This is a genomic window from Terrabacter aerolatus (genome assembly GCF_007991735.1).
GTDB classification, from domain to species: Bacteria; Actinomycetota; Actinomycetes; order Actinomycetales; family Dermatophilaceae; genus Terrabacter; species Terrabacter aerolatus.
The window spans coordinates 78,567-92,762 of the sequence record NZ_BJYX01000015.1; the positions used below are offsets into that span (position 1 = coordinate 78,567).

The following is a 14,196-nucleotide window of genomic DNA, read 5'->3' on the forward strand; positions in this document are numbered from 1 at the left end:
GCCTCGACGTCGCGCCGCAGCGGCGGGGTGTCGTCGAGGGGCTCACGCCGTCGACGACACCCCGGTCGTCACCTGCGGTACGACACGACGACGCTCGGGCGCGGGAAGCCGTCGGTGTGCGGCCACGTGCTCGACGGTGCCTCGAAGGTGGCGCCGTCCGTCTCGCCCGGGTGCTGGACCGCGACGAAGACGGACAGCTGGTCCTCGGTGACGAGCGGGCCGCACGTCTCCGCCCCGAACGGCACGGTGAGGAACTGCTCGACGCGGCCGCGGTCGGGGCCGGCGACGGGCACCCGGAAGAGGCCGTCGTTGGAGCCCAGGACGTTGCCGTCGGTGGAGATCCAAAGGTTGCCCACCTTGTCGAAGGCGACGTTGTCGGGGCAGCTGATCGGGCTGACCTTGGACTTGTCGTAGCCGGCGAAGTAGGTCTCCGGTGCTGCGGGGTCACCGCAGACGAGGAAGAGGTCCCACGTGAACTTCGTTGCGGTGTGGTCGTTCCCGAGCTCGGTCAGCTCGAGCACGTAGCCGTTGCGGTTGCCCGACTTGCTCGTCAGCGGCGCGTCGAGGCTCGCGCGCACCATGCTCGACGCGAGCGGGTTCGTCTCGTCCGTCGGGTACTTCACCCCGCGGTCCGAGTTGTTGGTCAGGGCGGCGTAGATCTTGCCGTTGACCGGGTTGGGCTCGACGTCCTCCGGGCGGTCCATCTTCGTCGGGCCGACGGTGTCGGCGGCCAGGCGGGTGTTGACGAGGACCTCCGCGACGCTCATCCCGGGCACGTGGGACCGGGTGTCGGACGTCAGGGCGATCCACGTGCCGGCGCCGTCGAACTCGCCGTCACCGGTGCCGTCGCCGACGAACTTCGCGACGTAGAGCGTGCCTCGGGTCAGCAGCGTCTTGTTGTGCGCGCGGGCGGCGGGCGAGTCGCCTCGGCGGAAGCGGTCGGCCGAGACGAACTTGTAGAGGTAGTCGCCGCGCTCGTCGTCGCCCATGTAGGCGACGGCGTGGCCGGACTCGGAGAGCGTGACGTTGGCGCCCTCGTGCTTGAAGCGCCCGAGCATCGTCTGCTTGACCGGCGTCGAGCCGGGCTCGTAGGGGTCGACCTCGACGACCCAGCCGAAGCGGTAGGCCTCGTGCGGGTGCTTGCTGAGGTCGAAGCGCTCGTCGACGCTCGACCAGCCGCGGTTGGTCGCGGCGGCGGTGGCGAGGCCGTAGCGCTTGAACGAGGTCGCGTTCGCCGGGTCGACGGCGCCCGACGCGTCGAAGTAGCCGTTGAAGTTCTCCTCGCCCGAGAGCACCGTGCCCCAGGGCGTCGTTCCGCCGGCGCAGTTGCCGAAGGTGCCGAGCACGCGGGTCCCGGTCGGCTCTGCCGCCGTGCGGAGCAGCTCGTGGCCGGCGGCCGGGCCGCGGAACGCGAACTCGGTGTGCACGGTGATGCGGCGGTTGTGCCTGGCGCGGCGGTGGTTCGAACGGATCCACGAGCCCTTGGCCCGGCCCCGCTCGATGGTGACGACGGCCATGCCGTGGGCGGCCATCGCGATCTTCTTGACGGTCGCGTCGTCGTAGGTGTCGGCCAGGAACATGAGGTTCTCGTCGGTGTACTCGTGGTTGGTCACGAGCAGGGCGCTGCGACCGGTGAGCGGCAGCACGCCGACGTAGTCGTTGTTGTAGCCGAACTGCCGGGCCTGCGCCTCCGGCGTCTGGGCGTGGGCGTCGAAGCGGGGTGCGTCCGCCTCGACGGGGTCGCCCCAGCGGATGACGACGTTGTGCGTGAACTCGGGGGCGTTCGTCAGCGCGTCGGTGCGGTTGGGTGCGACGGGCGTGAAGGCCGCGCGCCCGACGTCGCTCGTCTGCCGGCCACGGCCCGCAGCGCCGTTGGCCGCGGCGGCCGGGGCCGCCGATCCGAGGCCCCCGACGACGAGGGCCCCGGCGCCGATCGCGCCGCCCTTGAGCAGCGACCGGCGGGCGAGGGTGCCCTCGACGAGGTCACGCATCTCGGGATGGGCCGTCTCGTTGGGGACGGGGGCGTCGCACGCGTTGTTGCACCGGTAGTGGCACGTCGCGCGGCTGCGCGAGCCGTGTCGGGGGGCGGCGATCAGGGGGAGAAGCTGGGGGGTCATGCGGGTGCTCCTTCGGCGAGGTGAGTCCGCCGCGTCCCTCTAGTCGACGCGGCTGGGAACCACCTGTGACGTTAGGAGCGCAGGGGGAAGGGCTGGGTGCAGCCTCGGTGGCGATCAGGTGAACGGCGCGTGTCGGCTCCGGCGGACCGCGGGTTCAGGTGAGCACCGCCGGATCGGCCGCAAGGTCGGTGCCACCCGTGGCGCCGGTGCCCCCGCTGCCGGAGGGCGGCGGGTTGCTCACGACGTTGGCGAACCGGAAGGCCGTGCTGGCCGTGACGAACGCGCCGAACATCGCGCCGGTCAGGGTGAGCCAGTCCGAGGTCGACGCGCCCCAGGTGGCGCTGCCGAGGTAGGAGCTCGCGTAGACCCCGAGGGCCGCGGCCCCGCCGGTCACCGCAGAGGCCAGCCCGAGCGGCGAGGTCATGAACCACGCGACCTCGGCGATGCTGAGGGGAGCCCGGTCGACAGTCGACGTCGGGCTCGCCGGCTCGTTCCGGATGACGAAGACGTAGCCCGCGCCGACGAGGACGACGAGACTCCAGCAGATGAGCACCACGGGCCAGTTGGTGTAGGACAGCGTGATGCTGAAGGGGATCGTCGTGGCCGGGAGGCGCGGGTCCACGACGGTGACCGACCCGGCATACTCGCCCGGGTCGAGGGCGAACGACCCGGCCCGCCCCCGCTCGATGCAGATCCACACGGTGAGGTTGCTCGACGTCGTGAAGGCCGCGTGGGTCGAGACGGCGACGCTGACGTCCGGGTTGTCACCCCGGCGGAGGGAGTCGACGCCGACCGGCACCTGGCGCGGCGAGGGGAGGGTCTTCTGCGGGTCCATCTCGAGCACGATCGCCGCGTTGGCCGGCCCCTTGTCGCTGCCCAGCGAGATCCGCGTCGCGGCAGGGTCCTTGATCTTCAGCGACTTCGTCGCGATCGCGGGACCGCCGGCGGGGACGCCGGGCGTGGTGGCGTCGACGGTGCACGTGCCCGCACCCGGCATCGTGGTGGACAGCGAGCCCAGGTAGAGCGCGAAGGCGACCGGGACGGCCAGGACGACGAACCCCCAGTTGTGCTGTCCCCTGGAGCCTTTCGTCGGTGGCCGGGCCTTGGAGCTGCTGACGCGAACGGAGAGGGCCAGGCCGCCCAGGAGCGCTGCGACCGCGAGGACGAGGTATGGCTGCACATCGGTTCCGATCCATGGGACCCAACCGGAGACGAGTGCCGTGGCAGCAGCAGCAGTTCGCGTCTCCTCCGTCACGGTAGGGCCGAGTACCCGCGGACGTGAGCGAATTGGGCGCGAGCCGTGGGCGAACCGGGCGATCGGACGTCCCGGGGGCGTCAGGGGATGTGGCGCTCGGCGTCGACGTGGTTGCGCATGGTGACGAGCTGCAGGGCGTGCTCGTGCAGGGCCACGTCCTCGTCGCTGACCGGCGTCCACGGGCGTGCGGCCACGGCCGAGCCGTCGGCATCGAGCGGCACGAAGACGATGAGGGAGTGGGTGGTCAGGTCGAGCTCGCCCGTGGCGGGGTCGCCGGAGCGCACGTGGACGCTGATGTGCATGCTCGAGGTGCCGGTGAGGAGCAGTCGAGCCTCGACCTCGACCAGGTGCCCGATGCGCAGCGGGCGGTAGAAGCGGACGCCGCCGGCGTAGACGGCGACGTTGGAGGCCGAGCCCGTCCACTCGGTGGCGAGGACGTGTGCGGCCTCGTCGATCCAGCGCATGACGATGCCGCCGTGGACCTTGCCTCCCCAGTTGACGTCCGTCGGGGCGGCGAGGAAGCGCAGGACGACCCGGGGCGCGGTCCCGGCGTCGCTGTAGGTCTGGGCGGCCATCGCGGCGGCGATCTCGGTGCGCAGCGCGATACGCTTGACGGCGCTCTCCTGCCACTCCCAGTCGTGGTCGTCCTCGGGGACGAGCTGGGGGACCGGTGTCGGCGTGCCGTGCTCGTCGACGGCGACGAAGACCATGATGCAGTCGGTCGTGGGCCGCAGGTGGCCGTCCCTGGGGTTGCCCGCCGAGACGGTGACGAGGATGTGCATGCTCGTCGTGCCCGTGTGGATGACGCGCGCGGTGGCCTCGACGAGGTCTCCGACGTCGACGGGCCGGGTGAAGCGCACGTTGCCGACGTATGCCGTGACGCTGTAGGTCCCGCTCCACCCCGCGGCTGCGGCGTAGCCCGCCTTGTCGATCCACTCGAGCACTCGTCCGCCCCCGACGGTGCCGGAGTAGCCGGCGTCGGTGGGCGCGGCGAGGAACCGCAGGGTGATTTCTCGGGCGCCGCGGGCCATCAGCTTCTCCTCGTGCGTGGGGTGCTGGGCACGAGGGTGGCAGACCCGGGGTGGTGGCGTCAGCCCGGTCCGCGGCCGGCCGGCGGGACGCGGTGAGGTGGCGCGGGGTTCAGCAGGCTCGTGCCTGCCCGGCCTCGGTCGGACGAGGTGTGTCTGGCCGGGACGAGGGCGCCTCGAGCAGCGCGACCTGGACGGCCGTCGCGCAGCCGTCGACGACGAGGTGACCCCGGCCGGGACGGCGCACGGTGTCGGGGTTGAGACGGACGCCGAGCACGTCGCCGTCGGACGGGGCGGTGGCACCGAGCAGCACCCCGAGACCGTCCCGCGCCACCTCGGGCACGAGCCCCCGGAAGGCGCCGTTGGCCCGGCTCAGCTCGGCGGCGAGCACGATGACGCCCTCGGTGGTGTCGACGAGCCGGACCAGCTCGGTGAGCGCCCTCTCGACCGGGCTGCCGTCGACGAGCTCGCCGTCGTCGACGAGAACGCACAGGTCGGGGTCGGCCCGTCGCGCAGCGATCAGGTCGTCCGCATCGAGGTGCGTCAGCTGCAGCATGCCGGCCGTGGTCGCCCAGGCCGACAACGGAGAGCGACGAGGACGGACGACCGCCACGCGACGGCCTCGGGCCACGAGGCCGGCGCCGATCGCGGCCAGCGCCGACGAGCGTCCCGAACGGTGCGGTCCGGCGACGAGCACCCGGCGACGGCCGTCCTCGAGGGGCAGGCTCGTCGGGGCTGCGTCGTCGCCGCCGAGTCCCAGCCACAGGCCGTCGTCCGCCGGTGGCAGGTCTTCGGCCCGGACCCTTTCGGGCAGCGGCGTGATGCGCCACGGAAGCGGCTTTCGTGGCAGCGGGCCCGCGCCGTTGCCACCTGCCTGGGCGCGCGTCCGGGCAGCGCGGGCCACGAGGTCGGCGACCGCTTCGTCGGGACCACCGGTGCCCGGGAGCGCCAGCTGCAGCTCGTGTCCTGACCGCAGGTCGAACGCCCTTCCCGGCGGCCGAGTGGTCGCGGCGACGGACGGGGAGACCCCGGCGAGGGTGAGGTCCAGGGGATCGGGCATGTGCAGCACCAGCCGGTCCTGGAGCAGGCCCGGCAGCCTGCCGGAGAGGAGTGCGCGGCCGCCGGTGACGGCAAACCTGATCCCCGACGCAGGACCGTCACGCAGCAGTCGGTGCAGGTCGTCGACGGGGGCCCCGTGGTCGATGGCCGAGAGCGCCTCCTCGACGGTCTCCCACCCGTCGACGAGCACGATCGTCCGTTCGGGTCCCTGCTCGCTCCCCTCGACCTGGCGCAGCAGCCGGGAGAGGAGACGGTGCGCCAGCGTCGGGTCCCCTGCGTCGGTGACGGTGCCGACGCAGGGGAGCGGGGCGAGTCCGGCACACGGCCCCGGGGCGCCCTGCAGCACGTGCACGTGCACGTCGTGCGGATCGGCCGTCGCCGCGATGCCCAGTGCCAGCGTGAGCAGGGCGGTCGATCTCCCCGACCGTGGCCCACCCGCGAGCCCGAGGTGTCCACGCTCGTCGTGGCGCCAGCGGAGGATCTCGCGCCGCTGCTCGGCGGGCAGGTCGACCAGGGCCAGTGCGACGCCCTCGTCCTCGGGCGCGCCGTCGGTCCCCCCGGTGGCGACCGACAGGTCCGATGCGCTCACCTCCGTGGGGAGGGCCGGCAGCCAGGGCGGACTCGTCGGCTCGAGACCGAGGAGGCGGGCGGCCGCCACCGCGGCGGTGACGACGACGTGGAGCTCGGTCGGCCGCTCGGCGGCGCCCGCTCCCGGCTCGTCGTCCCGCTCGCCGACCGGTGGCCCGGCAGGCTGGTTCCGCCCCGCCGATGGGTCAGGAGACCCGGTGAGTTCACGCACGACGACCCGCGCCGAGTCCGGACCGACGCCGGCTCCGGGCAGGGGACGACCGAGGTAGGCCGTCTGGACCGTGGTCAGACCGCGGTCTCCGACCCGCAGACAGGCCCGGCCGGGAGCCTGTGGGTCGAGAGACGCGGCGTCCGCGGCATCGACGACGTCGTCGCTGTCGGCGCGGTCGCGGACGCGCAGGGCGATGCGGCACGCGATGTTGGCGCGCATGTCGGCGGAGACGATGCCGGCAGGGCGCTGCGTCGCCAGCACGAGGTGCAGGCCGAGCGACCGGCCGAGGGCCGCGACCCGGACGAGGCCGGTGATGAAGCCCGGGAACTCGTCGGCGAGCGCCTTGAACTCGTCGACGACGATGACGAGGCGCGCGAGCGGAGGGAGCTCACGGCATACGGAAGCGGCTCGGCGGTAGTCGTCGAGGTCTCGGCACGAGGCCTGAGCCAAGAGTCGCTCGCGGCGTTTCATCTCGGCGTCGAGCGACGTTAGGGCGCGAGCCGTGAGGTGGGCGTCGAGGTCGGTCACGAGACCGACCGTGTGCGGCAGCCTGGCACACTCGCTGAAGGCCGAACCGCCCTTGTAGTCGACGAGCACGAGGGCGAGCTCGTCGGGGCGGTTGGTCACGGCGAGCCCGGTCACGAGCGCCTGGAGCAGCTCCGACTTGCCGGAGCCCGTGGTGCCGCCGACGAGCAGGTGGGGCCCGTCGGCGCTGAGGTCCAGGCGGAGCGGGCCGTCGGCGGTGTGTCCCAGCAGGGCCGTCGGCCGCCCGGTGCTGCGACCCCACGACTCCACCAGGCCTTCGGGGGTCGAGGGGTCCAGACCTTCGGCGCGGTGCAGCCCGATGAAGGACACGACCCGCGGGAGCGCCGCCTGGCCGGTCTCCGGGGTCGCGTCGACACAGGGGGCCATCGCGCGACTCAGGCCTTCGAGCCAACCCGGCGACGGCAGGTCGGGAACGACCTCGGGGAGGCACCGGCCGTCCGCGCGGAGGATCGCCTCCTCTCCGGTGTCGCGGATGTCGAGCGAGACCTGCGTCTCGGCCGGCAGCGACGTGATGTCGTGGTCGGTGCAGAGGAACGCGACTCCGGCGCGAGGACCGTCCCGGAGGAGGTCCGCGACCCCGGGGACGGAACGCATGGCGCTGGCACCGTCGAGAACCACGAGATGGTCGGTGGGCCGACGTCCCTCCGCCCCGACTCGGACACCCGGATCGGCGAGCCGACCGGCGACGAGGTCCCGCAGGGCGGCGACGTGCCTCTGGACCCCGGTCGGGCCCACCGCCAGGCGGGCACGACCTGCGACCTCGTCGCGCACGTGTGGCAGGTGCAGCGCCCACTCCCAGTCGGGGGCATGGTGATCCGCGCCGACGAGGACGTGCAGGCCCAGGTGGCGGGGCGTGTGCCAGGTCGCTGCCTGCACGACGAGGGATCCGGCTGCCGACAGGGTGTGCTCTCGACGGCCTGCGACGCCGGCGACCCCCGACCTGCCGAGATCCACGAGGGCCGGCAGACCAGCAGTGCATGGAATGCCCTCGGGCGCCGGCCCGTCGACGCGGACATCAGCCGGTTGGGCGGCGGTCCCGACCCGGAGGAGGAGGTGGTCGTCGTCCTGCGGGCGGCGCTCCCAGAGCCGTGTGCCCCGGCGGCGCACGACGGCCTCGACCACGCCGAGGTCGGGTTGCCGGTCGTGCCGACTCCGGGCGTCGTCGACGCGGGCACGCTCGAGGTCGCTGCCCAGCCGATCGAGCGCGTCGGCGTGGTCACGGACCTGACGGCGGTAGGACGTGCGCCCCGCGCGACGGTCGCTCCACCACTGGCCGAGGAGCATCACGGGCGAGAGCAGGGCGAAGAGGAGGAGGGCGGGGGAGGACAGCGCCAGGGCGAGACCTGCCGAGACCACGACGGGCGCGAGAGAGGCGAGCAGAGGCATCCGGTGGTGGTCGGGACGGGTCGGCGGTTCGGGGAACGTCAGCGCTGCCGGCGTGCTCGCGTCTCGGAACCGCGGCTGCCGGTGGATCTGGATCTCGCCGTCGACGACCTCGTGGTAGCCGACCCGGACGTCCGGCGGCCCCAGCACCAGGGTCGTCGACCCCAGGGTCAGGTGCTGGCCCGGAGCCAGCCGCGTGCCGCCGTCGGGCAACGGGGTGCCATCGAGCCGCGAGCGGTTCGTGGGCTCGAGGTCGCGTGCGCTGACACCCTCGGTCGTCACGTCGAGGAGTACGTGCGAGCGGGACACGCCGGGATCGTCGAGTCGCACGTCGGCAGAGGCCGCGCGACCCACGACGTGCCGGCCCCGGCCGAGCCGGCTCACCCGGCCTGCGCCGAACCCGCCCACCACCCGCAGCTCGACCGCACCACGACCCGCCCGGCTCGGTGGAGGCTCGTCCGCGCGGGCGACCGTCAGCAGGGCCCCACGCATCAGCGGAGGAGCCCCGAGGACGTCCGCGTCCTCGACCGTCCGGCCCTCGGCCCGGAAGCCGCAGCCGGGAGCGCCAACGAGCTCGGCCAGCTGGGGCCGCACGTCCTCGAACCGCGTGCCCGACCCCGCCTCGACGAACACCTGTCTCGGGGCGACCGCGGCGCGCCGCGGGTCGATGACGGTCATGGTCAGGTGCACCTGAGCCTCCTTGTCCTGGAACGCCGTTCGAGCTGAGGCCGTTCAGCGTCGCTGGATCGACGCACCGCCATTCGACAGCGCCCGGGCGTCCGGAGGTGGGAAGGATGCACAGGTGTGGATGAGTGGGATGGGGGCCGTCTCCAAGCGGTTAGGGTGCCGGGTTGGCACCCGCGAGGCGGCGGAGGGACGGCTGTCCTGTGAGGCGACTCTCGGGGACGCTCACCTCGAGAGACCTGTGGATGACGACAGCCGGCCGTCGCGTCGTCGGCCTACCTTGAACGCGCCAGATCACGCCACTCCGGGCAGGATGTCGAGCGAAGCAACTCACAGGGTTCAGGGGACACGCATGTCGACACAGGAAGCGGTGCGCCACGTCGAGGGCGAGGTGCGCGAGCTGATCCGCCGTTCGGGTCTCGACCCGGCGAGCGACACCAAGGCCGTGCGGCGACTCGTGCAGGACGCCGTGCAGGACTATGACGAGCGGTCGCTGCACGGGGGACTGCCGTCGCTCGGTGACACCCGCGTGGCCGTGCACTCGATCCTTGCCGTGGTGGCCGGCTACGGACCGCTCCAGCAGTACTTCGACGACCCCAAGGTCGAGGAGATCTGGATCAACGAACCCTCGAAGGTGTTCGTCGCCCGCGGTGGCATCGCCGAGCTGACCCCGACCATCCTGACAGCCGACGAGGTGCGCGACCTCGTCGAACGCATGCTCAAGAGCAGCGGTCGCCGCGTCGACCTCAGCAGCCCCTTCGTGGACGCCACCCTGGCTGACGGCTCGCGACTGCACGTCGTCATCCCCGACATCAGCCGGACCCACTGGCAGGTCAACGTCAGGAAGTTCGTCGTCAAGGCCGACCACCTCGACGACCTCGTCCGGCTGGGCACGATGCCGAGACAGGCGGCGACGTTCCTGGAGGCCGCGGTCGCGAGCGGGCTCAACGTGCTCGTCGCCGGGGGCACCCAGGCAGGCAAGACGACGCTCCTCAACTGTCTCGCGGCAGCCGTCCCGCCGCGCGAGCGCATCGTCACGTGCGAGGAGGTCTTCGAGCTGAAGATCCCCCAACGCGACGTAGCGGCGATGCAATGCCGCCAGCCGAGCCTCGAGGGAACGGGGGAGGTGCCGCTGCGACGACTCGTCAAGGAGGCGCTACGCATGCGTCCGTCGCGAATCATCGTGGGGGAGGTGCGCCAGGAGGAAAGTCTCGACCTGCTCATCGCCCTCAACAGTGGCGTTCCCGGCATGTGCACGGTGCACGCCAACAGTGCCCGAGAGGCGGTCACCAAGATGTGCACGTTGCCCCTGCTTGCGGGTGAGAACGTCTCGAGCCGGTTTGTCGTACCCACCGTCGCGGCTGCCGTCGACGTCGTCGTCCACGTCGCACTCGAGCGGGACGGCGTCCGGCGGGTGCGCGAGATCGTCGCCGTCCCGGGACGTGCCGAGGGCGACGTCATCGAGATCGCCGACCTCTTCGTCACCCGCGAGGGGGAGCTTCGTCGAGCCGACGGGTTCCCGCCGCACCGCGAGGCCTTCGAGCGGGCGGGCTACGACGTGGCCGCCCTTCTCGCCCGGGTGGATCCATGATCTCGCCGTTGTTCGTCGGGCTCCTCTTCGCCGCTGGCGTCTTCTTCGTCTACTGGTCGTTCTGGCCCCAGGAGGCTGGGCCGCGGCGGCCCAGGCAGGACGGGTTCCTCGTCGAGCTGCGCGACCACCTCAACCAGGCCGGCTACGCCTCGGTGACCCCCGGCAACGTCATCGTCGGTTCCCTCGTGCTGCTCGTCGTCGCCTTCGTCATGGTCCTCGCGGTGACCCGGGTCGTGCCGATCGCCGTGTGCTTCAGCCTCATGGCGGGAGCCCTTCCGCTGTCTCTCGTGCGCATGCGAGCGCGCAAGCGCCGCAACAAGCTTCGCGATCTCTGGCCCGACGTCGTCGACAACATCACGTCCGGGGTGCGCGCCGGGCTGGCGCTGCCGGAGGCGCTCTCGCAGCTGGCCGTGCGTGGCCCGGCAGAGCTGCGGCCGGCCTTCGCCGCCTTCGCCGAGGACTACCGGACGACCGGCCGATTCCAGGACTGCCTCGATCGGCTCAAGGACCGGCTCAGCGACCCGGTGGGTGACCGGATCGTCGAGTCCCTCCGGATCGCCCGGGAGGTCGGAGGCAGTGACCTCGGCAGGCTCCTTCGCACCCTCTCGTCCTTCCTGCGCGAGGACGCCCGCACCCGGTCCGAGCTCGAGACGCGACAGAGCTGGACGGTCAACGCGGCAAGGCTGGCAGCCGGTGCGCCCTGGGTCGTCCTCGGTCTGCTCGCCCTCAACGGCGGCTCCCTCGCTGCCTACTCCTCGCCGACGGGCTGGGCCGTCCTGGCGATCGGTGCAGGGCTGTGCGTCGTCGCCTACCGCGCGATGATCTGGATCGGCCGTCTGCCCGAGGAAGAGCGGGTCCTGCGGTGAACGCCGTGAACGCCCGTCTGACCGGCCTTCTGGGCGCAGGCTGGTCCTGGGTGGGAGCGTGCGCCGGCGTGCTGCTCCTCGCCGGTCTGGCGCTCGTCGTCGCGGGACTCCCGGCGAACCGACGACCCACTCTCGACGACCGTCTGGAGCCCTATCTGCGGGACACACCCCGACCGTCGACGTTGCTCGCCCGCCCGGCCCCACCGCGAGGTCCCTTCGGCTTCGGCGAGCTCTTGGCCCCCTACGTCGCCAGGCTCGGTGCCGGTGTGGGTTCCGTGCTCGGTGGGGCGTCCTCGGTGGAGCGTCGACAGCTGCGGGCGGGGCAACCTGCGGACGTCGACCGGTTCCGGGCCGAGCAGGTCCTGTCCGGCGCCGTCGGGGCGCTCGCCGGTCTGGCGTTCACCGCTCTCGTGGCCGTGGCCCAACGTCGTTTCCCGGTGCCCGTCCTCGTCTCGATGGTGATCGTCGGGGGCCTCGGCGGGATCGCCGGTCGCGACTACCTCCTGACCCGGGCCGCGACCCGTCGGGAGGCACGCATGCTGACCGAGTTCCCCACCGTGGCCGAGCTGCTGGCGCTGGCCGTCAGCGCCGGCGAGGGCGCCGTCGGTGCCCTGGAGCGGGTCTGCCGCCTGTCGCACGGCGAGCTCTCCGACGAGCTGCGGCGGTGCCTGGCCGATGCGCGCGCCGGGGCGAACCTGCCGACGGCACTGCAAGGGCTGGCCGACCGGACCGGCCTGATGAGCCTGACCCGGTTCGTCGACGGCATCGTCGTGGCAGTCGAGCGCGGGACACCTCTCGCCGAGGTCCTGCGGGCACAGGCACAGGACGTCCGCGAGGACGGCCGCCGCACGCTCTTGGAGGAGGGCGGCAAGAAGGAGATCTACATGATGGTCCCCATCGTCTTCCTGACCCTGCCCGTGACCGTGCTCTTCGCGCTCTACCCGGGCCTCAGCTTCCTGCACCTCAAGCTCTGACGAACGGTTTCTCCGGACGTCGCACACCGCATCGCCCGCAACACCAGACAGGGAGAAAGAGAATGAACCACATCATCACCAGACAGGCCCGCGCCCGAGCAGCACTGGTCGCCGCCGTCTCCCGCCGCATCCCGGGACCCCGCGACCGCGGCGACGTGCCGGGCTGGGTGCTCATCACGATCATGACGGCCGGACTCGTCACCGCGCTGTGGGCCATCGCCGGGCCGCAGCTCGGGCAGCTCTTCAGCGACGCCATCTCCAACGTCAAGGGCCCGTGAGGCTCGAAGGCCCGGCGATGGTCCCTTCCCCGGAACGCCTCCTGTGTCGGGTGCAGAGACGATCGGATGCGTCGGCGCGGCCGGCATCCCCGCGACCTCGGGCTGTTGCCCGAGGGCGACACCCAGGGGCACCCGATCACGAGCAGGGTTCTGCGGTCGCCGAGTTCGTCATGGTGGCGGCCCTCCTGCTCTTCGTCGCCATGGCCGTCTTCCAGCTGGGGCTCGCCCTCTACGTCCGCAACACCCTGATCTCGGCCGCCTCGGAGGGGGCGCGCTACGGCGCCCGCGCGGACGCGCAGCCAGAGGACGGGGTGGACCGCACCCGGGCACTGATCACCTCCGCCCTGAGCGCGTCGTTCGCCCAGGACGTCAGCGCCGCGCGCTCCGTGACCGGCTCGGGGGTGCGGGTCGTCGAGGTGCGGGTCACGGCCCCCCTGCCGGTGGTCGGACCGATCGGACCGTCCGGCGCACTCACCGTGTCGGGGCGCGCGTTCAGCGAGGAACAGGTCGTCTCGGGAGCGGACTCGTGACGCCCCACGATGTCATCCGGGCCGCTGTCCGCCGCCGCGCCGCAGGCAGCACTGGCGCACGCGGCCCGGCATCCCCGGACGAGGGTCGAGCGATCCTCGAGTTCATCTTCCTCGGCATCCTGCTCCTGTTGCCGCTGACCTACCTCGTGCTCACCGCCGCACGCCTGCAGGCCGCCTCCTTCTCCGCCTCACTCGCCGGTCGCGAGGCCGGTCGCGCGTTCGTCACCGCGCCCTCGGACGATCAGGGATTCGCCCGTGCGCGCGCTGCGGCATCCCTGGCCTTCTCCGACTTCGCCTTCGACGACGACACGGCGGACGTCCGCGTCGCCTGCGACGGCTCACCGTGCCTGCGGCCCGACGGGTCGGTGACCTCGACGGCGACCATCGCGGTGCGGCTGCCGCTCGTGCCCGACTTCATCGCGGCCCACGTGCCCGCCTCCGTGACCATCTCCTCGACCCACGTCGCGTCGGTCGACAGGTTCGTGGCGCGATGACCGTCCGGCACCGGAGCAGGTATGCCGCCAGCCCCCGTGCGCTCGCGGCCGCACTCCTCTCGCGGTGGGCGGCCACGACGGGCCGTCGCCGGCCGCTGCGGCCCCGCGGCGACCGGCCCGCTGACGAGGGCCAGATCGGGGTGCTCGCTCTGGGGCTGTTCGTCCTCGTCACCCTGCTCGTGCTCGGGGCCGTCGACGTCACGGCCGCGCAGCTGGCTCGCATGCGACTGCTCGACGCAGCCGACTCGGCGGCCCTCGACGCCGCTGACGCGCTGGACGAGCGGGCGGCCTACGAGAGAGGGGTGCTCGAGCAGCTCGCCCTCACCGATGAGTCCGTCGCTGCCGCGGCCGAGGCGCACCTGTCCCGCACCCCGATGCCTCCCGGCATCACGTCGTGGTCCGTCGTCCCGGACACGGGGACGAGAGACGGAGCGACGGCCGTGGTGACGGTCCGGGGCACGGCGACCCTCCCGATGAGCGGCTGGGTGCTCGAGTCGCTCGGCGGCAGCGTCACGATCACCGTGACCTCGCGGGCGCGTGCTCCCTTGACCTGACGGCTCGCCGGTCTGATCGTCGCGCCGGCACGTCCTAC

The 14,196-nt window shown here is 72.5% G+C and carries 11 protein-coding genes; 7 read left to right on the plus strand and 4 right to left on the minus strand.

The window, feature by feature from the left end; genetic code table 11:
* Window positions 1-68: 68 nt before the first annotated feature.
* The 4 genes from TAE01_RS14100 to TAE01_RS14115 all read right to left on the minus strand — a co-directional run bounded on the left by TAE01_RS14100 (window position 69) and on the right by TAE01_RS14115 (window position 8,877).
* Window positions 69-2,117, minus strand: a complete 2,049-nt coding sequence (locus TAE01_RS14100; RefSeq protein WP_147067449.1) for a PhoX family protein — start codon at window positions 2,115-2,117, stop codon at window positions 69-71.
* Between the two features lie 154 nt (window positions 2,118-2,271).
* Window positions 2,272-3,297, minus strand: a complete 1,026-nt coding sequence (locus TAE01_RS14105; protein ID WP_147067450.1) for a hypothetical protein — start codon at window positions 3,295-3,297, stop codon at window positions 2,272-2,274.
* A 155-nt stretch (window positions 3,298-3,452) separates the two neighbouring features.
* Window positions 3,453-4,403, minus strand: coding sequence for an acyl-CoA thioesterase (locus TAE01_RS14110; protein WP_147067451.1), 951 nt, complete (start codon window positions 4,401-4,403; stop codon window positions 3,453-3,455).
* Between the two features lie 109 nt (window positions 4,404-4,512).
* Entirely contained in the window at window positions 4,513-8,877 is a 4,365-nt protein-coding gene (locus tag TAE01_RS14115) for a type VII secretion EssC family protein (RefSeq protein ID WP_147067452.1), read from the minus strand.
* A gap of 346 nt (window positions 8,878-9,223) precedes the next feature.
* Here TAE01_RS14115 and TAE01_RS14120 point away from each other — a divergent pair, with 346 nt between their 5' ends.
* The 7 genes from TAE01_RS14120 to TAE01_RS14150 all read left to right on the plus strand — a co-directional run bounded on the left by TAE01_RS14120 (window position 9,224) and on the right by TAE01_RS14150 (window position 14,158).
* On the plus strand, window positions 9,224-10,462 hold the full coding sequence (locus tag TAE01_RS14120; RefSeq protein ID WP_147067453.1) for a TadA family conjugal transfer-associated ATPase: 1,239 nt from the start codon (window positions 9,224-9,226) through the stop codon (window positions 10,460-10,462).
* On the plus strand, window positions 10,459-11,328 hold the full coding sequence (locus TAE01_RS14125) for a type II secretion system F family protein (protein ID WP_147067454.1): 870 nt from the start codon (window positions 10,459-10,461) through the stop codon (window positions 11,326-11,328). The genes TAE01_RS14120 and TAE01_RS14125 overlap by 4 nt, the downstream gene beginning before the upstream one ends.
* A complete protein-coding gene (locus TAE01_RS14130) occupies window positions 11,325-12,302 on the plus strand; it encodes a type II secretion system F family protein (protein ID WP_246111356.1) in 978 nt (325 codons plus the stop codon). Before TAE01_RS14125 ends, TAE01_RS14130 begins: the two co-directional genes overlap by 4 nt.
* Window positions 12,303-12,364: 62 nt before the next feature.
* Window positions 12,365-12,580: a hypothetical protein gene (locus TAE01_RS14135; RefSeq protein WP_147067455.1), complete on the plus strand. Its 216-nt coding sequence runs from the start codon at window positions 12,365-12,367 to the stop codon at window positions 12,578-12,580.
* Window positions 12,581-12,630: 50 nt separating this feature from the next.
* Complete coding sequence (locus tag TAE01_RS14140) at window positions 12,631-13,110, plus strand: TadE family protein (RefSeq protein WP_281289295.1); 480 nt, start codon at window positions 12,631-12,633, stop codon at window positions 13,108-13,110.
* Window positions 13,107-13,604: a pilus assembly protein gene (locus TAE01_RS14145; protein ID WP_246111358.1), complete on the plus strand. Its 498-nt coding sequence runs from the start codon at window positions 13,107-13,109 to the stop codon at window positions 13,602-13,604. Before TAE01_RS14140 ends, TAE01_RS14145 begins: the two co-directional genes overlap by 4 nt.
* A complete protein-coding gene (locus TAE01_RS14150; protein ID WP_147067457.1) occupies window positions 13,601-14,158 on the plus strand; it encodes a pilus assembly protein TadG-related protein in 558 nt (185 codons plus the stop codon). The genes TAE01_RS14145 and TAE01_RS14150 overlap by 4 nt, the downstream gene beginning before the upstream one ends.
* Window positions 14,159-14,196: the final 38 nt, after the last annotated feature.